We start from the raw sequence: 25,398 nt of genomic DNA on the forward strand, positions 1-25,398 counted from the left end.
CAACCGAGGCGCAGCTAAGGCACGAGCAGGTCGCCCTGCCGCGCCGCGTCCGCGCCCGCGATGCGCGCGACCAGCATTCCCGCCGTCGCGAAGCGCGTCCAGTGCCGCGCGTAGAGCAGCCCTTCCGTCTGCGCCACGAGCGGCACGAGGCGATCGTCGAGCGGATCGAGCACGTCGGCGATGACGTCGCGCGCGCGAATCCGCTCGCCGATTTCCCGCCGATGCAGAATCACGCCCGACATCGGCGCGTGGATGTACTCGCATCCCGCAAGCGGCGTCGCGGGATTGCGCAGCGGCGGCGGCTTCGGCGCATCGCCTGCGATCATGCCGATGTGCGTCAGATAATCGACGATCGCCTGTGCATCGCGCGCCGCCATCTCGTGCGACACGTCCCGCACGCCGCGCAGTTCGAGCGTGACGGATTGCGCGCCCATCGGAATCGGAAAGCGCTCGCCGAGCGCACCGCGCAGATAGCGCCACGCCGCCGTGCACGCCTCGTCGAACGGCTCGCCGCCCGACACGTCCGCAAGCAATTGCGCCTCGCTGCCGAGATAGCGCGCGAGCGGTTCGATCGCGGGCCACGCGCCGGGCGTCGTGTAGAGATGCGCGACGGCTTCCCAGTCGCAATGCAGGTCGATGACGAGATCCGCGTCGCACGCGAGTTTCATCAGCTCGATGCGTTGCGATTCGAGCTCGGTCGCCGCTTCGAGCGCCGCCAGATGCTCGCGCAGCGCCGCGCGGATGAGCCGAGCGTTCCGCGTCGCGTCGCCCGTCAGACGGTTCTTGAGTTCGAGCGCCAATTCCGCGCCGAACTCGGGAAAGCGCCGGTTGAAGTCCTGCCCCGAGCGCATCTCGAAGCGGCCCATCTGCGTGCCGAACCAATGCTGGTTCAATCCCGCCGGATTCGCGACCGGCACGACTACGACACGCGCGTTCAGCTTCCCCGCTGCTTCCAGTTCGGCGAAGCGCCGCTTCAGATACCACGCGACGACCATGCCCGGCAATTCGTCGGCATGCAGCGAAGCCTGGATATAGACCTTCGGCGCCGCGTCGCCGTCTTGCGGACCGAATCGATAGCTCGTGATCGCGCGCCCTGTGCCGAGCGACGCGCCGACGAGCGGATGATGATGAACCTGCATCTTCGATGTATCTCTCGTCGAAAGCGAAAAGAAAAGGCATCGCGAACGATGCCTTTCCGGTCGAAAACGAATGCGGCGGACGGCGCTTACTGGATCGAGATATCCGTCTCGAAATACTTCGCCATGATGCGCTTGAACGTGCCGTTCTTCTTGATCTCGGCGAACGCGTTGTTCAGGCCGTTCTTCAGATCGGCGTCGCCCTTGCGCAGACCGATGGCCGTGCCCGGACCGATGATCGCCTTGTCCTCGACGATCGGGCCGACGAGCGCGAACGGCTTGCCCTGCGGCTTCTTCAGAAAGCCGATGGCGGCTTGCGCGGCGTCGGTGAAGATCGCGTCGATGCGGCCCGCGACGAGATCGGCCTCGACCTGTTCCTGATCGCCGTAAGCCACGACGGTCACGCCTTGCGGCTCCCATTTCACTTTCGCGTAACGCTCCTGCACCGTGCCTTGCTCGACGCCGACGCGCTTGCCCTTCAATGCCTGCGGCGTCGGCAGGATGCCCGAGCCGGCGCGCGCGACGAGTTGCGCGTGCGTGTCATAGAGCGGATCGGTGAAATCGATCTGCTTCAGGCGCTCTTCGGTGATGCCCATGTCGGACAACACGGCGTCGAATTTGCGGGCCTTGAGGCCGGGAATCATGCCGTCGAAATTGTTTTCGACCCACACGCACTTGACCTTCATCTGCGCGCAGAGCGCATTGCCGAGATCGATATCGAAGCCGGCGAGCTTGCCGTCGGCCTGCTTGGATTCGAACGGCGGATAGGACGGATCGACGGCGAAACGGATTTGCGTGATTTCCTTCGCTTGCGCCGAGAAAGACACGGCGGCGAGTGCTGCAAGCATCGCGAACGATGCGGACTTCTTCAATGACATGCTTTTCCTTCAGGACTTTCGATGAGACCGCGAAACGTCGCGCGCGGACGCGCGCGAAAAACCGTGAATGGTAACAAAATCGCACGATTGATCGGACGACGCGCGTCAAGGCACGACCGAAAGAAACAGGAAAGCCGCGAAGATCACGAGATGCACGACGCCTTGGAGCACGGTCGAGCGGCCCGTGCCGAGCGTAATGACGGACACGAGCAGCGTGAGCGCGAGCATGACGATTTCCTTGGGCGCGAGCCCGAGCGAAATCGGCTGGCCCATGAAGATCGACACGACGGCCACTGTGGGAATGGTCAATCCGATGCTCGCGAGCGCCGAACCGAGCGCGAGATTCAAGCTCGTCTGGAGGCGGTTCAGGCGCGCCGCGCGCAAGGCGGCGAGTCCTTCCGGCAGCAGCACGAGCGCGGCGATCACCACGCCGACCACAGTCTCGGGCGCGCCCGCCGCCGCGACGCCCGCTTCCACCGCCGGCGACAGCAGCTTCGCCAGCCCGACCACCGAAACCAGCGAAAGCATCAGAAAGATGAGCGCGACCCACGCCTCCCGGTTGCTCGGCGGCGGCGCGTGCGGCGCCTCGTCCTCGTCCTGCACGCCCGCGGCGGCCGGCGGCGTGAACGGCAGGAAATAATCGCGATGGCGGATCGTCTGCACGAACACGAACGTCACGTACAGCACGAGCGAAATCACGCCGACGAAGATCAGTTGCGACGTCGAAAGCGCGGGACCGGCGACCGTGCTCGTGAAATTCGGCAAGACCAGTGTAAGCACGGAAAGCGCGCACAGGATCGCGAGCGCGGCGCTCGCGCCTTGCAGCTGAAAATCCTGCACGTGATGCCGCAAGCCGCCGATCAGCAGACACAGCCCGACGATCCCGCAACTGCAGATCATGATCGCGGCGAACACCGTGTCGCGCGGCAGACCGGCTTTTTCCGGGCCCCCGGAAAGCATCACGGAGACGATCAGCGCGACTTCGATCACCGTGACGGCGACCGCGAGCACCAGCGTGCCGAACGGCTCGCCGACGCGATGCGCGACCACTTCGGCGTGATGCACCGCCGCGAACACGGCGAACGCCAGCGCGATGGCCGCGAGCACGATCAGCGCGCCGCTGTGTATGAAAGCGGCCGCGGCCAGCACGACGAGCGCGAGAATCGGGGAAACGAGGGTCCAGTCCAGCTTGAATTTCATCGGCGCTCCGGGCGGATCGGTTGAATGGGATCGTCGGCTCTTGCGATGTAGCCACGAGGTTGCAGCAAAAACGCGCCGAATGCATCGGACCTGCGCGAGCGCCGCGCGTGCGAAGGGATTGCCGTGACAAAGGGCCGCAGACCATCGGCATCATAGCGAAAACGCAACCGCGCGCCTTCGGCACGAACGGGTGTATTTATTGCGCAATTGTCAGAGAATAACGGCTCCAGTGGTTACGTTAAGCACGGAGACACATGCTCGTCGCACCGATACCCGAGAACGAATCCGCCCGCCTTGCCACCCTGCGCACGCTCGGCATCCTCGATACGCCCGCCGAAGAACGCTTCGACCGGTTGACGCGTCTCGCGCGCCGCGTCTTCGACGTACCCATCGCGCTCGTCTCGCTCATCGACGAAAACCGTCAGTGGTTCAAGTCGTGCGCGGGTCTCGGCGTGCAGGAAACCTCGCGCGACATTTCTTTCTGCGGACACGCGATCCTGCAAGACGACGTCTTCATGATTCCCGACGCCCGCGCAGACGTCCGCTTTCACGACAACCCGCTCGTCTCGGGCCATCCGGGCATCCGTTTCTACGCCGGTCAGCCGCTCATGGTGCCCAACGGCAGCAAGCTCGGCACACTCTGTCTCATTGACACGCGCCCGCGCGAGCTGGACGGCGACGAACGCGGCCTGTTGCGCGATCTCGCGCATATCGCGGAACAGGAGATCGCGGCGATCGAGCTCGCGACCGTCGACGAGCTGACGCTCATCGCGAACCGGCGCGGCTTCGAAGCGCTCGCGCAGCATGCGCTGAACGTCTGCAAGCGCCTTGAGCGCGACGCGTCGCTGCTCTTCTTCGATCTCGACGATTTCAAGCAGATCAACGACACCTTCGGTCATGCGGAAGGGGATCGCGCGCTCGTGACCTTCGCCGCCGCGCTGCGCGAATCGCTGCGGGAGAGCGATGTCATCGGCCGTCTGGGCGGCGACGAATTCGTCGCCCTTCTGACCGACGCCCGCGAAGACGAAACGCGCCGCGCGCTCGATCGCCTGCGCGAATTGCTCGCCGCGAGCAATGCGGCATCGGCGCCGGGTTATCGGATTCGCTTCAGCGTCGGGCAGACACAGTTCGACGCCGCTCGGCATTCGTCGGTGATCGATCTGCTCGCGGCAAGCGACAGCAAGATGTACGCGCAGAAAGCCGCGCGCAAAAGCGCTCCGGCGCGCTAGCGCCAACGAGCATTGCGATCTGTGCATTGATCCGAAACAGATTGCGCTTATTCAAATGAAAGGCGTCGCAGGCAGCGATTGTCCAGCGCGCCGCCAAACGAAATACTTATTCAACGCGCCGAAAATACGGCGGGAATAAGTTCGACGTCAAAAAACGTAATAATCGCGTCAGCCGGGCACGAAGCAAAAACCGAAAATCAGTGTTTCAGTTGAACTGACGCACTTCCATCATATAATTTATTTCAATCGGCAAAGAAAATTTACGCGGACTAAATCATGTTACTATAACAAAAAGGTATTCTCTGATGATTATCTCGTCGAATTTCAATCATCAATTCAGGAGAAGACAATGACGACTATCTTCGCGAAACTCGCGCTGTGCGCCGCGGTTGCAGGCGCGTTATGCAGCATGGTAAGCGCATCGGCGAAGGAAACGGCGACCGCGCATAAACCAGATCCCGCCGCAATGGAAGCGCTGGCCAAAATGAGCGCTTATATGCAAACCGTGAAGCAGTTCGTTCTGGATGTCGATTCGACGACAGATCAAATCATGGTGGACGGTAAAACGGCACAATTGGTCCAGTTGTCGCACACGACGAAGCTGACCGTAAATCGCCCCGATCATCTCAAGGCGGATATTTCCGGCGGTGCGCCTGGCAGCAGTCGTCACGCCTATTTCGACGGAAAGCACTTCACGCTTTACACTGAGCCGGGCAAATAATATGCGACGGTGCCGGCGCCGGCCACCATCAAGGAACTGATCAACGATCTCGGCGACAAGTACGGAATCGAATTGCCGTTAAGCGATATTTTCACGCTGGGAGCGAATCCGGACGACATGAAAAGAGTGCTTTCCGCCGCCTATCTCGGTGACGAGACAATAAACGGCGCGACGTGCTCACATTATGCATACCACGAAAAATCGGTCGATTGGCAGCTCTGGGTTCAGAAAGGCGATAAACCGCTGCCGTGCAAGTTGAATATCGTGACATTGTCGGACAAGGAGCGGCCGCAATACACGGCGATTTATCGCTGGAACCTCAATCCTGAAATCGGAAATGGCGCATTCGCATTCTCGGCCCCTGAGAGCGCGCGCGAAATCAAAATCGTGCAGGTCAAAGACACGCAATAATCGATTAATGTAGAGATCATCATCATGAATTTGAAGAACTTCTCAAGCACGGCATGCGCGGCGCTCTTACTGGCAGCAATCGCGTCGACGGCAAGCGCCTTTCAAGTCCGCGGCGGCGCTCAAACGTCCGTGAATAGCGGCGCCTGGCAGAGCGCGCATGAAACCAATGTCGCGACACGGCAAGCCAACCGCACGACGCGTGAGGGCAACCGGCAGGACACCGTTCAGCAGGTCAGTTCGAACCGAACGAACGCGGCGACAAACATCAGCAATAACCGGATGAATGCGGCGCAGAACATCAGTGAAACCACGGCTGCTGCTACAACAACGGCGGCTGGTACAACGACCATCCGGTGGCAACCGCTGCCGCCGTCACGACAACCGTGGTCGCGACGGCAGCCATAGTCGGCTCCATCGTTCATACACTGCCGCCCAGTTGCTCCGCGATCAGCGTCAACGGCGTGACGTATCAGCAATGCGGCTCGACGTGGTATCAGCCGCAATACTCGGGCACGTCCGTTCAGTACGTGGTGGTCAACGCGCCTCACTGACCCGCGGTCGAGTTCGCTTCACTCGCTGCCGCTCTCGCGGAAATACAGGCGGCGCGGCAGGCCCCACACGATCAGCATCGCGCCCAGCAGGCACGCGCATGCGATCGCATAGAGGCCGGGCGTCGCGCTGCCGGTCATCGTCTTCACTTTGCCGACCATGTACGGACTGATGATCCCGCCGAACTGCCCGACCGAATTGATGAGCGCGATGCCGCTCGCCGCTGCGATACCGGTGAGAAAGCGCGTCGGCAGAATCCAGAACAGCCCGAGCGACGTAATGATGCCCGTCGCGGCGATCGTGAGGCCGATCACGAGCATCACCGTGTTCGTCGGGAAAAAGCCGCACAGCACGTAACCGATCGTGCCCGCGAGCGCGCATGCGCCGAGGTGCCAGCGCCGTTCGCCGGTCCGGTCCGAATGCTTGCCGATCAGGATCATGCCGATGCCCGCGACCGCGTAAGGCAGCATCGAGATCAGGCCGATCATGAACGGATCGCTCGTGCCCGCGGTTTTCACGAGCTGCGGCATCCAAAAGACGAGCCCGTAGATGCCCATCGCGAGGAACAGATAGATGAGCGCCATCACGAGCGTGACGGGCTGGCTGAACGCGGCCTTCAGCGAATGCACTTCGCCGACTTTCGGATCGCGCGCGAGTTGCGCTTTCAGCGCGCGCTTTTCGCCGGCGTCGAGCCACTTTGCGTGATCGACGTCGTCATCGACGAACGCGAGCACGACAAAGCCGAGCAGCACCGACGGAATGCCTTCGAGCAGAAAGAGCCATTGCCATCCGGGCATGCCGTTCAGGCCATCGCAGAACTTCATGATCGCGCCCGACAGCGGGCTGCCGATGATCCCGCACAGCGCGATCGACGCCATGAAAAACGAGTTGATGCGCCCGCGCCGCGACGACGGAAACCACTTCGTGAAGAAGTACAGCGCGCCCGGCACGAAGCCCGCTTCGAGCGCGCCGATCAGAAAGCGCAGCACGTAGAACCACGTTTCGCTGCGCACGAACATCATGCACGCCGACGCGATGCCCCACGTAATCATGATGCGCGCGATCCAGCGCTTCGCCCCGACGCGATGCAAAACGATATTGCTTGGCACTTCGAATAAAAAGTATCCGACGAAGAATACGCTCGCCCCGAAGCCGTACATGGCGTCGGAGAAGCCGAGCTCGCTTTGCATCTGCAGCTTCGCAAAGCTGATGTTGATGCGATCGAGATACGAAAACACGAAGCACGCGACGAACAGCGGCACGAAGCGCCAGAACACTTTCTTGTAGATGCGGCTGTCGTCGAGCGTCGCCTCGCGCGGGGCGGCGAAGGTATTCATGTGGCTTGTCTCCTTGATTTTCTTGTCTTGACGCGTGTGTTCAGTAAGTCGCGCGTCCTCCGGAGAGATCGAAGACCGCGCCCGTCGTGAACGAGTTCTCCGACGAAGCGAGGAACGCGACCATCGATGCGATCTCGTTCACTTCGACGAAGCGTCCGCGCGGAATCTTCGACAGCATGTAGTCGATGTGCTCCTGCTTCATCTGCTCGAAGATTTTCGTGCGCGCGGCGGCGGGCGTCACGGCGTTCACCGCGATATCGAGGCCGGCCGTTTCCTTGCCGAGACTCTTCGTCAGCGCGATCACGCCCGCCTTCGCCGCACTGTACGCCGACGCGTTCGGATTGCCCTCCTTGCCCGCGATCGACGCGATGTTGACGATGCGTCCATAGCCGCGCGCGATCATCGCCCTGACGATCGCCTGATTCACATGGAACGCCGCGTTGAGGTCGACGTCGATCACGCGCGACCATTCTTCCGGCGCGTAATCGGCGACCGTCGCGTTCGCGCCCGCGATGCCCGCGCTGTGCACGAGCACGTCGATTTGCCCGAAGCGCTCCAGCGTGCGCGACGTCGCGTTGGCAACTGCATCGCGATCCGTCAGATCGACGAGCACGGTCTGAACGTCGCCCAGACGCGCGCGGGCATTCGCCAGCGCGGCTTCATCGCGATCCCACAACGAGACGCGCGCGCCGCCTTCGAATAGACGCTGCGCCACCGCGTAGCCGATGCCCTGCGCGCCGCCCGTCACGACAGCCGCGCGATTCGTGAAGTCGTATCGGTTCATGCGTCCACCGTGCGTTGTTGTTGAACGCCCAGACCTTCGATGCCGAGGCGCATCGTCTGTCCCGCGCGCAAATAGATGGCGTCCGGCTTCTGCCCCATGCCGACGCCCGGCGGCGTGCCCGTCGAAATGACATCGCCCGGTTGCAGGCTCATGAAGCGCGAGAGATACGCGACGATCTCGCCGACCTTGAAGATCATCGTGCTCGTGTTGCCGTTCTGATAACGCTTGCCGTCGACTTCGAGCCAGAGCGGGAGCTTGTGCGGATCGGGCACTTCGTCGGCGGTGACGAGCCACGGACCGATCGGGCCGAACGTATCGCAGCCCTTGCCCTTGTCCCAGGTGCCGCCGCGCTCGATCTGATATTCGCGCTCGGAGACATCGTTGATGACGCAATAACCGGCGACGTGACTCATCGCATCGGCTTCGTCGATATACGCGCCGCCCTTGCCGATCACGACGCCCAGTTCCACTTCCCAATCGGTCTTCTTCGAGCCGCGTGGAATGCGCACATCGTCGTTCGGGCCGACGACCGCCGAGAGCCACTTGTTGAACACGACCGGCTCCGACGGCACCGGCAGATTCGATTCCGCCGCGTGATCGGCGTAATTGAGCCCGATGCAGATGAACTTGCCGATGCGTCCGACACACGGCCCGATGCGTTCGTTCGAAGGCACGACGGGCAGCGTCGATGGATCGAGCTTCGCGAGACGTGCGAGCGATTCGGGCAGGAGCGCATCGCCCGCGATATCGCCGACGACGCCGGACAAGTCGCGGATCGCGCCGCTGGAATCGAGAAGGCCGGGTTTTTCGCGGCCGGGAGCGCCGTATCGCAGCAGCTTCATGAGTCGGTTTTTCCTTGAAGAGGTGAACGGAACCCACAATGTAGAGAACGCTGCATCGCTTGAATAATGAAAGCTGCTGCGGGGGCAATAACTTTCCGTTATCTTCTCGTTGTCCCTATGCCTGCCGAAACCATGCTGCCGAATGCCGATTCCATCGCCGCGCGCTTGCGGCTCAAGCAACTGCGCCTGCTGATCGCGCTCGACGATCATGGCTCGCTGCATCGCGCCGCCGACGAAATGGCGCTTACGCAGCCCGGCGCGACCAAGGCGCTGCGCGAGATCGAAGCGACGCTCGGCGCCACGCTCTTCACGCGTTCGGCGCAAGGCATTCAGCCGAACGAACTCGGGCGCTGCGTGATCCGCTATGCGCGGCTGATTCACATGGACGTCGCGCATTTACGCGAGGAAATGGCGGGCATTCTGCAAGGCACGGGCGGACGGCTCGCCATCGGCGCGATCACCGGCGCGGTGTCGGGCGTGCTCGTCGATGCACTCGCCCGACTGCGCGAGCGGCAGCCGGCGCTGACCATCGAAGTCGTCGAAGACACGAGCGCGCGCCTGCTCGCGCTGCTGGATCAAGGCAGGCTCGACGTCGCGATCTGCCGTGCGAGCGTCGCGCGTCAGCCGGATCATTACCACTACGTCGAGTTGCGCGACGAACCGCTCGCGATCGTCGCGGGCGTCTCCCATGCGCTCGTCGATGCACCGCGCGTCGAGTTGAGCGAACTCGCTTCCAGCCGATGGATCGTCTATCCGGCCATCATGCCGATCCGCAGCCTCTACGAGCGCGAGTTCAAGGAAGCGGGGCTGCCGCTGCCCTTGCATCCGATCGAAACGGCATCGACCATCACGACCGTCCTGCTGCTGCAGCGCGATCCGACGCTCGTCGCGATGATGCCGCTCGACATGGCGACGTTTCTCGCCGGACACGGACTCGCGAAGCGGCTTGCCATCGCGGTGCGTTCGCGCACGGAGCCGTATGGCGTCGTGACCAGAAAAGGCGCGGCATTGCCGGCGCCCGCGCGGCTCATCATCGAGGAACTGACGCGCGAAAAAAACGCGGACGGGTGATGTGCCCGTCCGCGTTTTCGGCTTCGACTGCCACGCCGCTTACGACACCAGCTCGGCGTTCAACGTGATCTTCGCGTTGCCCGCAAACAGCTTCGACACCGGACAGCCCTCTTTCGCGGCCTGCGCAGCCTTGTCGAAAGCGGCTTTGTCGGCGCCGGGAATCTTCGCCTTGAGATCGAGCTGGCAGGCGGTGATCGTGAAGCCGTCGCCGTCTTTATCGAGCGTCACGGTCGACTTGGTTTCGAGGCTCTCGGCCTTCATGCCGGCCAGCTCGAGTTGCAGCGAGAGCGCCATCGTGAAGCAGCCCGCGTGCGCCGCGCCGATCAGCTCTTCCGGATTGGTGCCCGGACCTTCCTCGAAGCGCGACTTGAAGCCGTACGGCGCCTCGTTGAGCACGCCGGTCTGCGTCGAGATGAAACCCTTGCCGTCCTTGATGCCGCCGCTCCATTTTGCCGATGCTGTCTTTTGCACGAGAGTTCTCCAGAAGATGAATTGGAACCGACGATTCGCACGCGCCGTGCCCGAACGGCGCCCTTCGATAGCCCGAGCGCTTGCATCGTAGCCGATCGCTCGAGCGGGTGCAGGGAGCCTGCGCATTGGACTATCATCGCCCGTTCGCGTTTAACACAACACCACATCACATGGGTCCACCTACCGAACGCATCACCGAAGACCGCACGCCGCCCGATCACGTCGATGTCGTCGTCGTGGGCGGCGGCGTCATCGGCATCAGCACGGCGCGCGCGCTCGCCGAAAAAGGCTTGTCGGTCGCCGTGTGCGAAAAGGGCTATATCGCCGGCGAGCAATCGAGCCGCAACTGGGGATGGTGCCGCGCGACGCATCGCGACCTGCGCGAACTCGAACTGAGCCTCGAAAGCCTCAAGCTCTGGCGGCGCATCGATGCGGAACTGGGCATCGACACCGGCTTTCGCGAATGCGGCATTCTCTACGCCGCCGACGATGCCAAAGCCCTCGCCGATCACGAAGCCTGGCTCGCGCGCGCCGTCGCGCTCGTCGGCCGCGACGCGCTCGATTCGCGTATCACGTCGCCCGACGAAACCGGCGCGTTGATGTCCGGCACGTCGCGACGCTTCGCGGGCGGCATCTACACACCGAGCGATGGCCGCGCGGAACCGCAACGCGCCGTGCCCGCCATGGCCGCAGCGCTGCGCGAACGCGGCGTGAAAGTGCTCACGCCCTGTGCGGTGCGCGGCATCGAAACGAGCGGCGGCGCGATACACGGCGTGGTCACGGAACACGGACGCATCCGCTGTTCGAGCGTGGTCATCGCGGGCGGCGCGTGGACGCGCTATTTCGCGGGCAGTCTCGGCGTAGATGTGCCGCAACTCATGGTGCGTTCGTCGGTCATGCGCACCGCGCCGCTCGACGGCGGACCCGACGTCAGCGCGTGCAATCAGGAAATCGGCTATCGCAAGCGTCTGGACGGCGGCTACACCATCGCGAATGCGTTTCACAGCTATCACGACATCACGCCCGACAGCTTTCGGCTCCTCGTCAAATTCCTGCCCGCGCTCAGGAGCCAGATCGGTTCGATCAAGCTCGGACTCAACACGCGCTTCTTCGAGGAACTTCGACGCCCGCGCCGCTGGCCGCTCGACCGGCCGACCGTCTTCGAAACCGCGCGCACGCTCGATCCGGTGCCGGTCGAATCGTTCAACGAAGCGGCGGTCACGGAGTTCCGCAAGCTCTTTCCGGCGCTGAATCCATTGCGCATCGAACAAGCGTGGGCGGGCTATATCGACGTGACGCCAGATGCCGTGCCGGTCATCTCCCGCGTGGATGGCAAACCGGGGCTTTTCATCGCGACGGGTTTCTCGGGGCACGGCTTCGGCATCGGTCCGGGCGCGGGCCGACTGATGGCGGATATCGTCGCGAACGACGCACCGATCGTCGATCCGCGCGCGTTTCGCCTGTCGCGCTTCTTCGACGGCACCAAGATCGAGCTCGACGGCGGATTCTGATGCGTCGCGCGACCGCGCGTCGGCGGCGCGCACGCGCTAACATACCGGTTTTGCGGACGTCGCCGGAAACGCGGCGTTCGCCCGGTTCAGTCAAACGGCGCAAACACGCGCCGTTCGTTTTTGAGGCTCACATGGCATCCACGTCAGTTCTTTATATCGACGTCTGGTCGGACTTCGTGTGTCCGTTCTGCTATCTCGAGACGCCCGTGCTCGACCAGTTCCGCAACGCATACGGCGATGCGGTCGAGATTCGCTGGCACGCGTTCGAATTGCGTCCGGAGCCGACGCCGCTCGTCGATCCGAACAGCGAGCAGATCGTCGAATCGTGGGAGAAATCGGTGCGTCCGCTCGCGGAAGAACGCGGCGTGACGATGCGTATGCCGCCGGTCGCGCCGCGCAGCCGCAAGGCATTCGAGACGGCGATGTTCGCGCGCGAATCCGGCCGTTACGATCTCGTGCATCGGGCGATTTTCAAGGCGTATTTCGAGGAAGGCATCGATATCGGCGATACCGACGCGCTGCTCGACATCGCGGCGACCTGCGGCGTCGATCCCGAACTGCTCGAGGAAGCGCTCGATGACGGCACCTACACCGATCTCGTGATCGAAGACGAAGAGTTCGCGAAGAAGCTCGGCGTGACGGGCGTGCCGTTCGCTGTGCTGTCGCGCGAGCCCGCACCCGGCCAGGAACCGCCGCCGCCGATCGCGCTGCGCGGCGCCGCGCCGATTCAGCATTTCGAGGCGGCGGTCGAGCGGCTCTTTCCCGACGGCTTTCCGGGCGCCTGAAGCGCGTCGAGGCCGCTTAGCTGTGCTCGGCCATGAACGATTTCAGCGCGATCCGCTGCGACGGTTCGAGCGTTTCGAACTCGAGCCCGTACGCCGCGCTGCCATCGGCAGGATCGGTCGCGCCGACATGGCGCACGATCGCGATGGTCTCGATCTTCACCTCGACGCCATCGGTCCTGAACTGAAATGAAAGTTGCAGACGCTCGCCCATGTGCGCGACCGGATTCGCGACGGTCAGCGACATGCCGTACGGACTGATGTCGCTCACGCGGCCCAGTTGCAGCGCGCTCTGCGGCTCCCCGACGGCCGCGAAATGCGCCGCGAGACGAGTCGGCATCCGCGCGAACTTGCGCGTGCGCAATCGGCGGATCGCGCCCGGCGCCGATAGCACCGCGTAATTGAACGGCTCGCGGCAGGTGGCATCGACGGTGCAGGCGAAGCGGAACACGCCCCGCCCCGTCAGCGCGACCAGATCGACCTGCTCGCCCAGCGTCAGAACGAGCGGATCGAATCCCGCCATCAAAGGCTGCGTCACGAAGAGCGAACGCTCGCCATTGCGGCGCGGCGTCGAAAAGCCGATCACGCGGCTCGCGTACATGGCAGAACCCGTGCCGCCCGTGCCGCGCAAGCCGACCCGCGCGCCGATCGTGAGACCGATGTCCTCCAGCGTCAGCGGCCCGTCCTTCGCGAACTCTTCCTCGGGCGCGCTCGGCGCTGCCGCCTGAATCGCACGATTCGGCTCGAAGTGCCGGAACATGAATTCGAGCGCCGCGCCGTCCGGCACGACGGCGCCGGCGTCGAACAACATCGCGCCATCTGCGGCGACGATCGGCCATTCGAGCGGCGTGCCAAGCGGAATCTCGGACGGTTCGAGACGCGCCAGCGACTGGCGCGCATCTGCGACGGTTTCTTCGGTCATCTTATCGGACGATTCTTAGGTGTTTTCCGCAATCGTCGTGCTTGCCGGGGTTGCCGTCAAGTGCTGTATGGCAAGTTTTACGTTAGCGTACTGATATTTTTACCGCGCGATGGATTTTCTACCGGGCCAAGCGTCGGCATGAGTTTATGCGCACAAAGTTTCGCTGCGACTCATGTTCAGCGAACCGTAGCGCCCGATTCGGCCGAATGAGGAACGGGTTTTTGCGGCGAATTCGTCACGCTTTCGATGGCAGCCAGCACTTGCGGCACGTCGGGAGGTGCGCCCTCTTCGCCGATCGACACCGACCGTCCGGGATCATTCACGCCGAAATGCTCTCGCGAGGTCGCGGCAAACAACATCACGGTGCGGCGCTGCAAGGCGTGCGCGAGATGCACGAGCCCGGTATCCGCGCCGACAACGAGTTCAGACGCCTGAATCCAGTGGGCGCATTCCACGACCGACAGCTTCGGCAGCACGGTCGCACCCGGCACGAGCGCGGCGATGGCTCGCGCCTCGTCCTGCTCGCGCTCCGTTCCCCACGGCAGCGCGATCGAATAACCGCGCGCGGTCAGCCAGCGGCCGACTTCGCCCCAATGCGACTGCGGCCACTTCTTCACGTCCGCCGACGTCGCATGAAACAGCATCGCGATGCGCGCGTCGCGCGGAATGTTCAGCTCGCGGGTGGGCGCGGGCAGGCGGATGTTGAAGTCGGGCGGGTCTTCCAGACGATAGCCGAGCGCATCCGCGACGCTCACGCGCATGCCGCGCCAGGCATCGGTGAGCGGACGCGGACCGAAGCGCGCGTTGTACGCGAAAGCCGCGCCGCGCTCGCCGAGATCCTGATTCAGATACCCGTAACGCCGCCGTCCGCGCGCGATGAACGCGATGATCGCGCTCTTGTAGACACCGTGAATATCGACGATCACGTCGTATTTTTCGGCGCGCAACTCACCGATCGACGCGCCGATCTCCTTCAGATCGTTCCAGCTGCGCGCCTTCTTGAACTTGCGCAAGGGCGCGCTCAGCACGCGATCGACGCCGGGATTCCAGCGGATGATATCGGCGAAGGCGGCGTCCGCGGCCCAGTCGATTTTGGCGGAAGGAAACGCGCGCCGCAGATCGGCAACGACGGGTAGCGTCTCGACGATATCGCCGAGAGACGTGACTTTGACGATCAGAATTCGCTTCATGAACGGGACGAGAATGTTCCGGTGCGAGTCGCGGCCAGCGGCAATGCTGGGCCGAACCCGGAAAACCAGCGATTCTAATGAATTTGAGACGAACGCGATGTCAGCGTTTGTAAGGACTATCCGGAAACGGACGCTGCGACGGCTTCAGAATAGACCAATTCGCACCGTCCGGTTGCCGCGACGCGCGCCCGTCGATCAGAGCGAACGCGTCGAGAACGTGTCGCACTGGGCGACATCGCCCGATGACATGCCGCGCCGCAGCCAGCGTTGGCGTTGCGCGCTCGTCCCGTGCGTGAACGCCTCGGGCACGACGCGACCTTGCGATTGCTGTTGCAGACGGTCATCGCCGATCGCGGCCGCCGCGTTCAAGCCTTGCTCGAAATCGCCCGGCTCGATCAGCTTCGCGTTCTCGCGCTGCGCGACCGCGGCCCAGACGCCCGCGAAGCAATCCGCCTGCAACTCGACGCGCACCGACAGCGCGTTCGCCTGCTCGCGCGACATTTGCGAGCGCGCCTGATCGACCTTGTTCATGATGCCGAGCACGTTCTGAACGTGATGCCCGACTTCATGCGCGATCACATACGCCTGCGCGAAATCGCCGCTCGCGCCGAAGCGGTCGCGCAACTCGCGATAGAACGAAAGATCGATGTACACCTTGCGGTCGTTCGGGCAATAGAACGGGCCCATGGCTGCCTGCCCGGTGCCGCACGCGGTTTGCGTGGCGCCGGAAAACATCACGAGCCGCGGCGCCGGATAGTCCTGATTGAACTGCGCGCGAAAGATGTGCTGCCACGTCTGTTCCGTGTTGCCGAGCACGCGGCGCACGAACACGGCGCCGGGATCGTTGGCCGGTTGCGCATTGGACGGTGCGGCCTGCTGTTGCGGCGCGTTGCCATGCAGAACTTGCGCGCCGTTGATGATCGTCATCGGATTGATGCCGAAGAAATACGACGCCGCGAGCGCCACGACGATCGTCCCGATGCCGATCGATCCGCCGCCCATTCGAAAACCGCCCCCGCCGCGCCGGTCCTCTACATTCTGACTTTCCTGCTGGTCATCGAGGCGCATGATGCTTCTCCTTCCTACGCGCACGTCGCGCGTGTCAAAAGCGATTATGGTAACCGCGCCTGTCGCACGTCCCGTGCCGCGACAACGTAAAAGTTCTTTCTGAACCGATCAGAACCGGCGCCTCTTGCGCGCGGCGATTCCAGTGCGGTCGATTGTCGCGAAAACGTGTGCGCGATCTTGCGGCGGCGCACTATATCTCCATCTCGAAATCATCGAGAAATCAATCCGATAGCGGTGCTAAACCCTTGAAACTGCGGCATTTGCGCGCAATGACAATTCACTGACGCAGCGCAACACCCGTCTCGAAACAGAGCTAAGCTCCGGCCCGTCGCACGTCTCGATCAGCACAGGACACAACCGCTCCCGACTGCGGGCGCGCGTGAATTTCAAGGCACAAGTCATCATGCATTCGACTCCCGAAGCACTCGATCTGGCGCGCATCCAGTTCGCGTTCACCGTCTCGTTCCACATCATCTTTCCGGCGCTTTCCATCGGGCTCGCGAGTTTCATCGCCGTGCTCGAAGGCGCGTGGCTCAAAACCGGCAAGCCGGTCTACAAGGAGCTGTGTCTCTTCTGGTCGAAAGTCTTTGCCGTCGCGTTCGGCATGGGCGTCGTGTCGGGCGTCGTCATGGCGTACGAATTCGGCACCAACTGGGGCGGCTTTTCGAGCTTCGCCGGTCCGATCACCGGGCCGCTGCTCACCTATGAAGTGATGACCGCGTTCTTCCTCGAAGCGGGCTTCCTCGGCATCATGCTGTTCGGCTGGAACAAGGTCGGCCCGAAGGCGCACTTCGGCGCAACGCTGATGGTCGCCATCGGCACGCTCATCTCCACCTTCTGGATTCTCGCCTCGAATAGCTGGATGCAGACGCCGCAGGGCTTTCGCATCGAAGGCGACCATGTCGTGCCGGTCGACTGGTGGGCGATCATCTTCAATCCGTCGTTTCCGTACCGGCTCGCGCATATGGCGATTGCGGCGTTCATCGTGGCGGCGCTCGTCGTGGCCGCGACCGGCGCGTGGCATCTGCTGAAAGGCCGGCGCGATCCGGCCATCAAGAAGATGTTTTCGATGTCGCTCTGGCTGCTGCTCGCCCTGACGCCGATTCAGGCGCTCGTCGGCGACGCGCACGGCCTCAACACGCGCGAACATCAGCCGGCGAAGATCGCGGCGATCGAAGGCATCTGGGAAACGGAGAAAGGCGGCACCGCGCTCAATCTCTTCGGCATTCCCGACATGGAAGCCGAAACGACGAAATACGCCGTGCAGATTCCGCATCTCGGCAGCCTGATCCTCACGCATAGCTGGGACGGCGAGATTCGCGGCCTGAAGGAATTCCCGAAGGAAGATCGTCCGAACTCGACGCTCGTGTTCTGGAGCTTCCGCGTGATGGCCGGACTCGGCGTGCTGATGATCGTGATGTCGTTCGCGGCGTGGTGGCTGCATCGCAGGCGCAAGCTGTTCGAGGCGCGCTGGTTCCATCGCTTTGCGCTTGCGATGGGTCCGAGCGGATTCATCACGCTGCTCGCGGGCTGGGTCACGACCGAAGCCGGACGCCAGCCTTGGGTCGTGTACGGCGTGATGCGTACTGCCGATGCCGTCTCGCCGGTCACGGCGCAGCAAGTCGGCGTGTCGCTGCTCGCGTTCGTGATCGTCTACACGATCGTCTTCGGCACGGGCATCTACTACTTGCTGAAGCTGCTGCGTCACGGCCCCGCGTTGCCGGGCGCGTCGACGCAGCCGTCGGACGGCAGCGCGCGGCGTCCGCTCAGCCTTCCGAATCAGTCCATCGAAGGAGCTTAAGAACATGGACCTCACACTCGCCTGGGCCGCGATCATCGCGTTCGGCCTGTTCCTTTACGTCGTGCTCGACGGCTTCGACCTCGGCATCGGCATTCTCTTCCCGTTCTTTCCGGATCAGCACGATCGCGACGTGATGATGAACACCGTCGCGCCCGTCTGGGACGGCAACGAAACGTGGCTCGTGCTCGGCGGCGCGGGATTGTTCGCCGCGTTCCCGATGGTTTATTCGACCGTGCTGTCCGCGCTGTATCTGCCGCTCGTGCTGATGCTCGTGTGCCTGATTTTCCGCGGCGTGTCGTTTGAAATCCGCGCGAAGGCGCAGCGCACGAAGCATATGTGGGATCTGGCGTTCATCGGCGGATCGGCGGGCGCGACGTTCTTTCAGGGCGTGGCGCTCGGCGCGTTTCTCGACGGCATTCCGGTCGCCGACGGCCGTTTTTCCGGCGATGCCTTCGGCTGGTTCACGCCCTTCTCGATCTTCACGGGCGGCGCGCTGGTCGTCACTTATGCGCTGCTCGGCGCGTGCTGGCTGATCGCGAAAACGGAAGGCGATCTGCAGCGGCGGATGTATCGCGTCGTGTGGCCGCTGACCGTTCTGCAACTCGCGACGATCGCGGTCGTCAGCATCTGGACGCCGTTGCAAGACGCGGGCATCGCGTCGCGCTGGTTCGATTCGCCGTGGTTCTATCGCATGTTGCCGGTGCCCGTGCTCGTCGCGGTTTGCGCGTGGGCGATGCGCCGCTCGATCGCATCGCGTCACGAGAAACGGCCGTTTGCCGTCGCGCTCGGCTTCGTGTTTCTCGGCTACTCGGGTCTGGTGCTGAGCGTGTCGCCGCACGAGATTTTCCCCGGCGTTTCGATCTGGGATGCGGCCGCGCCCCGTTCGAGCCAGCTCTTCACGATCGTCGGCGCGGCGGTGATTCTGCCTGTGATCGTCGCTTACACGACGCTAGGCTATTGGGTCTTCAGAGGAAAGGTGCGTCATGGCGAACATCACTACCATTGAGCGCGCGCGCAAGGTGTTCTGGTTCGTCGCATTGTGGATGGCGGGCGTCGGCGGCGCGATGCTGCTCGCGCTGCCGTTCAAGTTGCTGATCAAGGCGGGCGCGGCGATTCATTGAGGCGCCGCGCGCGTTCAGAACACCGCCGCCGCAATCACCCCGCCAACGATCCCGAACACCACGACCGACGCGGCCACGAACGCGAGCACGCGCGGCGGAAACGACCGCGCGAGCATCGCGAGCGACGGCACGCTGACGGGCGGCAAGGTCATCAAGAGCGCGCCGGCCGGTCCCGTCGCCATGCCGAGCGAAAGCATCGCCTGAATGATGGGCACTTCGCCGGCGGTCGGAATCACGAAGAGCGTGCCCGCGACGGCAAACGCCGCGATCCACCACATGCCGTTGCCGATATCCGGACCGATGTGCGGAAACAGCCAGGCGCGCGCCGCGCCAAGCAGCAGCACGAGCACGATGTATTCGGGCACGAGCCGCAACGTCATGCGTCCGAGAATTTTGATCCAGCGCGAAAACGCCGTGCCCGGCTCGTCCTCTTCGATCAGCTTGGCAAGCGCCTGACGCGACGACGCCGCCTGCGCCGGCGTCACCATCCGGTTGATCGCGTAGCCGAGGCCGAACACCATCAGCACGCCGAGCACGAGCCGCAAACCGGTCCACTGCCAGCCGAGCACGAAGCCCATGAAAACCAGCGCCGCCGGATTGAGCACGGTATTGCCGAGCCAGAACGCGACGGCCGCGCCCGGCGCCGCTTCGCGCGCACGCAGCCCCGCGACGACGGGCGCGGCGCAACACGTGCACATCATGCCGGGCAAGGACATCAACCCGCCGTTCACGACGCTGCCGAAGTTGTGCTCGCCCAGCGCCCGCGCGACCCAGCGCGGCGGAATCAGCGCCTGCACCGCGGAGCCGAGCAGAAGGCCGAGCACCATCGCCTGCCAGATAGCCTTGCCGTAGGCGATCGCGTAGTCGAGCGCGGCTTGCCACGACGGCTCCGGCGCGCTCGCCGACGTGCCCATCAGAATGGATTTGCCGATCGAATGCTGGCTCGCCGCGACGAACGCGCGGTTGTAGTACGGAAACCATTTCACGTAGAACAGGCCCACGACGGCGATCAGCAGGAATACCAGCCAGCCGCGTGCGACGCGAGGTTGTGAAAACGTGGTCATATCTTTTTCTTTCGAGTGATGAAATTGAATCAGAGCGCGGGCGTCGTCTCGGCGAGCCGGGCGAGCAAGGCTTTCGCCTGATCGACGCTGTCCGCGTCGTTCGGACGGAACAGCACGTGCGCCGCATGCGGCAGCTTCGTATAGAGCGCCTGGCTGCTGCGTCCATACGCCGGATCGTAATGACGGTCGATCAGTTCGGCGAAAAGCTCCGCGCGCGCGTTGTCATCGATCAGCCGATGCCAGTGCGCGACGCGCTCCCGGCTATGCAGCGCGACGAGCTTCGACAATTGCGCCTTGAAAAACGCGGGATCGTCGAAAAGATGCGCGTAATCCTGCAGCAAGAACGCGATGCGGTCCTCGCGCCGCGCCTCGACTTCCACGCACGACGCCGCGTGCAGATTGTCGAGGATGGCGTCGGGCATCGTGATCGATCCGATGCGCCGCCCTTCCGCTTCGACAAAAACCGGTTTCGCCGGATCGAAGCCCGAAAGCGTCTTCAGGAGCGCCGAATCGAACGCTTTTTGCGTCGGCTGCGGGCGTCCCGGCAGCGCGCCGAGCAAGGAACCGCGATGCGCGGCGAGTCCTTCGAGATCGAGCGTCTGCGCGCCCGCCGCGTCGAGCGCCTTCAGCAGCCGCGTCTTGCCGCTGCCCGTATGGCCGATCAGCGCGACATAGCGAAAACGTCCGGGCAGCGTGCCGAGCCGCTCGATCACGTCGCGCCGATAGCTCTTGTAGCCGCCGTCGAGTTGCCGGGCCTGCCAGCCGATCATGTTGAGCCACGTCGTCATCGAGCCGGAGCGCTTGCCGCCGCGCCAGCAATAGACGAGCGGACGCCAGTTGCGCGGCTTGTCGGCGAAGATCGTGTCGAGATGCATCGCGATATTGCGCGCGACCATCGCCGCGCCGACGCGCGTCGCCTCGAACGGCGAGACCTGCTTGTACATCGTCCCGACGATCACGCGCTCTTCGTTGCTGAGCACGGGCGCGTTGATCGCGCCGGGAATGTGATCCTCGGCGAATTCGAGCGGTGTGCGGACGTCGACGATTTCATCGAACTCGCTCAGGCGATCGATGGGAACGAGCAGGTTTTTCACGGGCTTGCGGGCGGGTTTTGGCTGAATCGAGCGAAAAATTATCGCATGCGGGCGGATTTCGGCCCGGACGCGCTTTTTTTGACCGACGCGCGATGCCCGCGAAAGCGGCTAAAGTGCATGAATCGATGCTTCCGAGAGGAAAGCGATGAGCTTTCACGAGACGATTGGCGCGCGCCGCTACCGCTTCGACGATCTGAAGACGCTGCTCGCGCGCGCCAGCCCGCGGCGCTCCGGCGACGAACTCGCGGGCATCGCGGCCGCCACCGAGGAAGAACGCGTGGCCGCGAAAATCGCGCTCGCGCAGTTGCCGCTCGCCGCGTTTCTCGACGAGCCGCTCATTCCCTACGAGGACGACGAAGTCACGCGCCTCATCGTCGATACGCATTCGCGCGAAGCGTTCGCGCCGATCGCGCACCTGACGGTCGGCGAATTCCGCGAGTGGCTGCTCGCCGATACCACCGACACCGCCGCGCTCGAACGCATCACGATGGGCGTGACGCCGGAGATGGCCGCCGCCGTTTCCAAGCTGATGCGCAATCAGGATCTGATCCTCGCTGCCAGAAAACGCCCGGTCGTCACGCGCTTTCGCACGACGATCGGCCTGCCGGGGCATCTCTCGGTGCGCCTGCAGCCGAATCATCCGACCGACGATCCGAAGGGCATCGCCGCATCGATGCTCGACGGCCTGTTGTACGGCTGCGGCGATGCCGTCATCGGCGTGAATCCCGCATCGGATTCGCCCGCCGCCATCGGCAAGCTGCTTGCGATGATGGACGATTTCCGCCAGCGCTACGACGTGCCGATGCAGTCGTGCATCCTCACGCACGTCACCAACACGCTCGCCGCCATCGAGCAAGGCGCGCCCGTCGATCTCGTGTTCCAGTCCGTCGCGGGCACGGAGCGCGCGAACGCGAGCTTCGGCGTGTCGCTCGCGTTGCTGGAGGAAGCGCGCGACGCGGCGCTCTCGCTCAAACGCGGGACCGTCGGCGATAACGTCATGTACTTCGAGACGGGGCAAGGCAGCGCGCTGTCGGCAAACGCGCATCACGGCGTCGATCAGCAGACCTGCGAAGCGCGCGCGTACGCGGTCGCGCGCCGCTTCCAACCGCTTCTGACGAACACGGTGGTCGGCTTCATCGGCCCGGAATATCTCTATGACGGACGGCAGATCATCCGCGCGGGACTCGAAGACCACTTCTGCGGCAAGCTGCTCGGCGTGCCGATGGGCTGCGACATCTGCTACACGAATCACGCCGAAGCCGATCAGGACGACATGGACACGCTCCTCACGCTGCTCGGCGTGGCGAACGTCAACTTCATCATGGGCGTGCCGGGCGCGGACGACGTGATGCTCAACTATCAAAGCACGTCGTTTCATGACGCGCTCTATATCCGCCGCGCGCTGAACCTGAAACGCGCGCCGGAATTCGAAGCGTGGCTCGCGAAGATGCGCGTCACCGATGGCCGCGGCAATCTGCTCGCCGCGCCCACGCAACCTTTGCTCGACTGGATCGACTCATGACGAACGCCGATGCCTGGGACGCGCTGCGGCGCTTCACCAACGCGCGCATCGCGCTCGGCCGCGCGGGCAGCAGCCTGCCGACCGCGCCCTTGCTCGCATTCGAACTCGCGCATGCGCAGGCGCGCGACGCGGTGCATCAGCCGCTCGATACGGCCGCGTTGCGCGAAGCCGTTCGCGCCGCCGGCTTCGATACGCTCGATGCGCAAAGCGCCGCGCCGGATCGCGATCGCTATCTGCGTCGGCCGGATCTGGGCCGCGTGCTGAACGATGAAAGCGCGCAACGGCTTGCAGCGCACGCATCCGAAAGCGATATCGTTTTCGTCGCCGCCGATGGCTTGTCGGCCTTCGCCGCGCAACGTCACGTCGCGCCCTTGCTCGCGACATTGCGTGCGCGGCTCGACGGCTGGAACGTCGGTCCCGTCGTGATCGCGACGCAGGCGCGCGTCGCCCTCGGCGATCGCATCGGTGAGCTTTTGCGGGCGCAGATCGTCGTCGTAATGATCGGCGAACGGCCGGGGCTCAGTTCGCCCGACAGCCTCGGTCTTTACGTGACCTACGCGCCGCGCGCCGGACGCAACGACGCCGAGCGCAACTGCATATCGAATGTGCGGCCCGAAGGACTCGACTACGAAATCGCCGCATTCAAGCTGATGTGGCTGCTGAACGAAGCGCGCCGCCTGAAGCTCACCGGCGTCGGGCTGAAGGATCACAGCGGCGCGTTGCCCGCGTCCGACGCGAAATTGCCAGCCGATTAAACGCGCAACTTCCGATACAGCGTCGTGCGCGATATGCCGAGCGCGCGCGCCGTCGCGGATACATTGCCGCCGTGCGCCTTGAGCGCGGCGCTCACCGCGCTCGCTTCGATGTCGACAAGACGCGCGCCGTTCGCGGGCGGCGTTGCGTTATCGAATGTGGGCTGTTCGCCGAGTTCATCGACGAAATCGTGCGGAAGATGTTCGATGCGGATATGCGTGTCGTGATCGTCGAGCATCGCGGACGCCGTGCGCAGGACGTTGCTCAACTGCCGTATGTTGCCCGGCCACGGATGACGCGCGAAGAGCGCGAGCACGTCGTCGTCGACGTACACGACGCGCCCGGCGAAACGCTCGTGCCGCAGAATCTTGTCGACGACCGCGCGCAGGTCGGAGCGCGCGGCAAGCGGCGGCAGCGTCACCGAAAGACCGTTGATCCGGTAATACAAATCTTCGCGGAATTCGCCCTGCGCGACGCGCTCGCGCAGCTTGCGATTGCTCGCGCAGACGAGCATGAAATCGACCGGCACCGCGCGCGCGGCGCCGAGCGGCTCGACGACGCGTTCCTGCAGCACGCGCAGCAGACGGCTTTGCATCGCGAGCGGCATGTCGCCGATTTCATCGAGAAAGAGCGTGCCGCCGTTCGCCTGCACGATCTTGCCGATCGCGCCGCGCTTCGCCGCGCCCGTGAACGCGCCCTGCGCATAGCCGAAAAGCTCCGATTCGATCAGCGTCTCCGGCAGCGATGCGCAGTTCACCGCAACGAACGGCCCCGCGCGGCGCGGCCAATCGTCGTGGATCGCGCGCGCGAGCATTTCCTTGCCCGCGCCCGTTTCACCGCCGATCAGAATCGGTATGTTCTTGCCGATGACCTTGCGCACGCGCGCGACGATGTCGTTCATCTGCGCATCGCCGGTACAGAGATCGGCGAGGCTCGAACCGGCGCGCTCGCGTGCGGGGATCGTGCTCGTCGTGCTCGGGACGCTCGACATGTTCCGCGCGTGAAAATCGACGCTCGCGAACACCGCGACGCCGCTATGCAGTTCGAGCCGGCAAGGCGCATCGCCCGCGCGCGCGATGAGTTCATCGACGCGCTCGCCGAACAGCGCATCGAGCGTCTGCGAACGCAAAGCGCCGAGTTCGAGACCGAGCTGAAACTGCGCGCTGCGGTTCGCGCAGAGCAGGCGCCCGTCGAGATCGAATACGGCGATGCCTTCCATCAACGTGCCGATGAACTCGGGCCGGCTATGGAAACGGATGCGCAGGCCGTCGCTGAAGCCGCTCGCGATCAGGCGGTTCTCGATCATCTGCGCGGACATTTTCACGAGCGCCATCGTGTGCTGGTGATAGCCGCGTCGGTCGCCGGTGACATCGAGCACGCCGGAGAGATTGCCGTGCGGATCGAGGATCGGCACGCTGGAACACGTCAGAAAGTGATTGGCGCGCAGGTAGTGCTGATCGCCGTGCACGGTGACGGCCGTGCGCTCGGCGATCGTCGTGCCGATCGCGTTCGTGCCCTGATGCTCCTCGCTCCACAGCGCGCCCGCGCGCAGCGCGACTTTTTCGGCGCGTGCGAGGAAGTCGTCGTCGCCGAGTGAATGCAGGATCAATCCGCTCGCGTCGGTGAGCGCGATCATGCTGTGCGTATTGGCGATCTGCGCGTACAGCGTTTCCATCACCGGCAGCGCGTGAGCGAAGAGCGCACGGCTTTCATCGAGCTTGACGGCGAACTCCGTGCCCGACAGCACGGCGTAATCCGGGCGCATCGTCTCGCACAGCCCGAACGTGGCCGAGCGCTCGTGCGAATGACGGATGACGTCGCGTTGCGCCGGCTGCAAGGCCGCGCCGATGGCATGCTGCATCGCCTCCTCCTTTTCGATTCACGGTCGCGTGAACGTCTTCTCGGGGCAATGTAACACCGTCGCCGCACGCGGGTCGATGC

Annotated in this window: 23 protein-coding genes and 1 pseudogene; 11 read left to right on the plus strand and 13 right to left on the minus strand. The window is 63.9% G+C overall.

Features of this window, described 5'->3' with window-relative positions:
- Positions 1 to 14: 14 nt before the first annotated feature.
- The 3 genes from NCS00_RS18030 to NCS00_RS18040 form a co-directional block, all read right to left on the minus strand.
- Positions 15 to 1,139 carry a succinylglutamate desuccinylase/aspartoacylase family protein gene (locus NCS00_RS18030; protein WP_250440657.1) on the minus strand — a complete coding sequence of 375 codons (1,125 nt, stop codon included), beginning with the start codon at positions 1,137 to 1,139 and terminating at the stop codon, positions 15 to 17.
- 86 nt (positions 1,140 to 1,225) lie between these two features.
- Entirely contained in the window at positions 1,226 to 2,014 is a 789-nt protein-coding gene (locus NCS00_RS18035) for an ABC transporter substrate-binding protein (protein WP_008353160.1), read from the minus strand.
- A 105-nt stretch (positions 2,015 to 2,119) separates the two neighbouring features.
- Positions 2,120 to 3,214 (minus strand): calcium:cation antiporter, encoded by a 1,095-nt coding sequence (locus tag NCS00_RS18040; protein WP_250440658.1) that lies wholly within the window; start codon positions 3,212 to 3,214, stop codon positions 2,120 to 2,122.
- Between the two features lie 254 nt (positions 3,215 to 3,468).
- On the opposite strand from NCS00_RS18040, the gene NCS00_RS18045 reads away from it, so the two are divergent.
- The 3 genes and pseudogenes from NCS00_RS18045 to NCS00_RS33515 all read left to right on the plus strand — a co-directional run bounded on the left by NCS00_RS18045 (position 3,469) and on the right by NCS00_RS33515 (position 6,126).
- Entirely contained in the window at positions 3,469 to 4,443 is a 975-nt protein-coding gene (locus NCS00_RS18045; protein WP_175979417.1) for a GGDEF domain-containing protein, read from the plus strand.
- A 466-nt stretch (positions 4,444 to 4,909) separates the two neighbouring features.
- A pseudogene (locus NCS00_RS18050) lies at positions 4,910 to 5,575 on the plus strand (DUF2092 domain-containing protein).
- 353 nt (positions 5,576 to 5,928) lie between these two features.
- Positions 5,929 to 6,126, plus strand: a complete 198-nt coding sequence (locus NCS00_RS33515; protein WP_350029724.1) for a DUF6515 family protein — start codon at positions 5,929 to 5,931, stop codon at positions 6,124 to 6,126.
- Between the two features lie 18 nt (positions 6,127 to 6,144).
- Here the strand turns inward: NCS00_RS33515 and NCS00_RS18060 are convergent, their stop codons facing one another.
- From NCS00_RS18060 to NCS00_RS18070, 3 genes are read right to left on the minus strand one after another with little or no spacing between them, the layout of a single operon-like run.
- Complete coding sequence (locus NCS00_RS18060) at positions 6,145 to 7,461, minus strand: MFS transporter (RefSeq protein ID WP_008353154.1); 1,317 nt, start codon at positions 7,459 to 7,461, stop codon at positions 6,145 to 6,147.
- A gap of 40 nt (positions 7,462 to 7,501) precedes the next feature.
- The gene (locus NCS00_RS18065; protein ID WP_008353153.1) at positions 7,502 to 8,245 is read right to left on the minus strand and encodes an SDR family oxidoreductase; all 744 of its coding nucleotides are present in this window, start codon (positions 8,243 to 8,245) and stop codon (positions 7,502 to 7,504) included.
- Complete coding sequence (locus NCS00_RS18070; protein WP_008353152.1) at positions 8,242 to 9,087, minus strand: fumarylacetoacetate hydrolase family protein; 846 nt, start codon at positions 9,085 to 9,087, stop codon at positions 8,242 to 8,244. The genes NCS00_RS18065 and NCS00_RS18070 overlap by 4 nt, the downstream gene beginning before the upstream one ends.
- A 132-nt stretch (positions 9,088 to 9,219) precedes the next feature.
- Between NCS00_RS18070 and NCS00_RS18075 the strand changes: the two genes are divergently transcribed.
- Entirely contained in the window at positions 9,220 to 10,158 is a 939-nt protein-coding gene (locus tag NCS00_RS18075; protein WP_008353151.1) for a LysR family transcriptional regulator, read from the plus strand.
- A 39-nt stretch (positions 10,159 to 10,197) separates the two neighbouring features.
- Here the strand turns inward: NCS00_RS18075 and NCS00_RS18080 are convergent, their stop codons facing one another.
- On the minus strand, positions 10,198 to 10,629 hold the full coding sequence (locus tag NCS00_RS18080) for an OsmC family protein (protein ID WP_008353150.1): 432 nt from the start codon (positions 10,627 to 10,629) through the stop codon (positions 10,198 to 10,200).
- Positions 10,630 to 10,799: 170 nt separating this feature from the next.
- On the opposite strand from NCS00_RS18080, the gene NCS00_RS18085 reads away from it, so the two are divergent.
- Both NCS00_RS18085 and NCS00_RS18090 read left to right on the plus strand, forming a co-directional pair.
- Positions 10,800 to 12,140, plus strand: a complete 1,341-nt coding sequence (locus NCS00_RS18085; RefSeq protein ID WP_250440659.1) for an NAD(P)/FAD-dependent oxidoreductase — start codon at positions 10,800 to 10,802, stop codon at positions 12,138 to 12,140.
- A 131-nt stretch (positions 12,141 to 12,271) separates the two neighbouring features.
- Positions 12,272 to 12,925 carry a DsbA family oxidoreductase gene (locus NCS00_RS18090; RefSeq protein WP_033537055.1) on the plus strand — a complete coding sequence of 218 codons (654 nt, stop codon included), beginning with the start codon at positions 12,272 to 12,274 and terminating at the stop codon, positions 12,923 to 12,925.
- 16 nt (positions 12,926 to 12,941) lie between these two features.
- Here the strand turns inward: NCS00_RS18090 and NCS00_RS18095 are convergent, their stop codons facing one another.
- The 3 genes from NCS00_RS18095 to ypfJ form a co-directional block, all read right to left on the minus strand.
- Positions 12,942 to 13,844, minus strand: a complete 903-nt coding sequence (locus tag NCS00_RS18095; protein WP_008353144.1) for a flagellar brake protein — start codon at positions 13,842 to 13,844, stop codon at positions 12,942 to 12,944.
- A 176-nt stretch (positions 13,845 to 14,020) separates the two neighbouring features.
- The gene (gene waaC, locus NCS00_RS18100; RefSeq protein ID WP_008353143.1) at positions 14,021 to 15,034 is read right to left on the minus strand and encodes a lipopolysaccharide heptosyltransferase I; all 1,014 of its coding nucleotides are present in this window, start codon (positions 15,032 to 15,034) and stop codon (positions 14,021 to 14,023) included.
- Positions 15,035 to 15,229: 195 nt separating this feature from the next.
- Positions 15,230 to 16,102, minus strand: a complete 873-nt coding sequence (gene ypfJ, locus NCS00_RS18105; protein ID WP_175979423.1) for a KPN_02809 family neutral zinc metallopeptidase — start codon at positions 16,100 to 16,102, stop codon at positions 15,230 to 15,232.
- 403 nt (positions 16,103 to 16,505) lie between these two features.
- On the opposite strand from ypfJ, the gene NCS00_RS18110 reads away from it, so the two are divergent.
- Genes NCS00_RS18110 through NCS00_RS18120 form a run of 3 tightly spaced genes read left to right on the plus strand, consistent with a single transcriptional unit; the run spans position 16,506 to position 19,024 of the window.
- A complete protein-coding gene (locus tag NCS00_RS18110) occupies positions 16,506 to 17,903 on the plus strand; it encodes a cytochrome ubiquinol oxidase subunit I (RefSeq protein WP_175979424.1) in 1,398 nt (465 codons plus the stop codon).
- A 4-nt stretch (positions 17,904 to 17,907) separates the two neighbouring features.
- Entirely contained in the window at positions 17,908 to 18,909 is a 1,002-nt protein-coding gene (cydB, locus tag NCS00_RS18115) for a cytochrome d ubiquinol oxidase subunit II (protein WP_008353140.1), read from the plus strand.
- Positions 18,887 to 19,024: a hypothetical protein gene (locus tag NCS00_RS18120; RefSeq protein ID WP_167357759.1), complete on the plus strand. Its 138-nt coding sequence runs from the start codon at positions 18,887 to 18,889 to the stop codon at positions 19,022 to 19,024. The genes cydB and NCS00_RS18120 overlap by 23 nt, the downstream gene beginning before the upstream one ends.
- Positions 19,025 to 19,038: 14 nt before the next feature.
- On the opposite strand, the gene NCS00_RS18125 is transcribed toward NCS00_RS18120, so the two are convergent.
- Together NCS00_RS18125 and mnmH are read right to left on the minus strand one after the other, a co-directional pair.
- Positions 19,039 to 20,088: a permease gene (locus NCS00_RS18125; RefSeq protein WP_008353139.1), complete on the minus strand. Its 1,050-nt coding sequence runs from the start codon at positions 20,086 to 20,088 to the stop codon at positions 19,039 to 19,041.
- A 29-nt stretch (positions 20,089 to 20,117) separates the two neighbouring features.
- Complete coding sequence (gene mnmH, locus NCS00_RS18130) at positions 20,118 to 21,182, minus strand: tRNA 2-selenouridine(34) synthase MnmH (RefSeq protein ID WP_008353138.1); 1,065 nt, start codon at positions 21,180 to 21,182, stop codon at positions 20,118 to 20,120.
- A 145-nt stretch (positions 21,183 to 21,327) separates the two neighbouring features.
- Here mnmH and NCS00_RS18135 point away from each other — a divergent pair, with 145 nt between their 5' ends.
- Together NCS00_RS18135 and eutC are read left to right on the plus strand one after the other, a co-directional pair.
- The gene (locus NCS00_RS18135) at positions 21,328 to 22,704 is read left to right on the plus strand and encodes an ethanolamine ammonia-lyase subunit EutB (protein WP_250440660.1); all 1,377 of its coding nucleotides are present in this window, start codon (positions 21,328 to 21,330) and stop codon (positions 22,702 to 22,704) included.
- The gene (gene eutC / locus NCS00_RS18140) at positions 22,701 to 23,459 is read left to right on the plus strand and encodes an ethanolamine ammonia-lyase subunit EutC (protein WP_250440661.1); all 759 of its coding nucleotides are present in this window, start codon (positions 22,701 to 22,703) and stop codon (positions 23,457 to 23,459) included. Before NCS00_RS18135 ends, eutC begins: the two co-directional genes overlap by 4 nt.
- On the opposite strand, the gene NCS00_RS18145 is transcribed toward eutC, so the two are convergent.
- A complete protein-coding gene (locus NCS00_RS18145) occupies positions 23,456 to 25,318 on the minus strand; it encodes a sigma-54-dependent Fis family transcriptional regulator (protein WP_250440662.1) in 1,863 nt (620 codons plus the stop codon). The genes eutC and NCS00_RS18145 overlap by 4 nt on opposite strands.
- Positions 25,319 to 25,398 lie beyond the last annotated feature (80 nt).

It is taken from the genome of Caballeronia sp. AZ1_KS37, assembly GCF_023631165.1.
GTDB lineage: Bacteria > Pseudomonadota > Gammaproteobacteria > Burkholderiales > Burkholderiaceae > Caballeronia > Caballeronia zhejiangensis.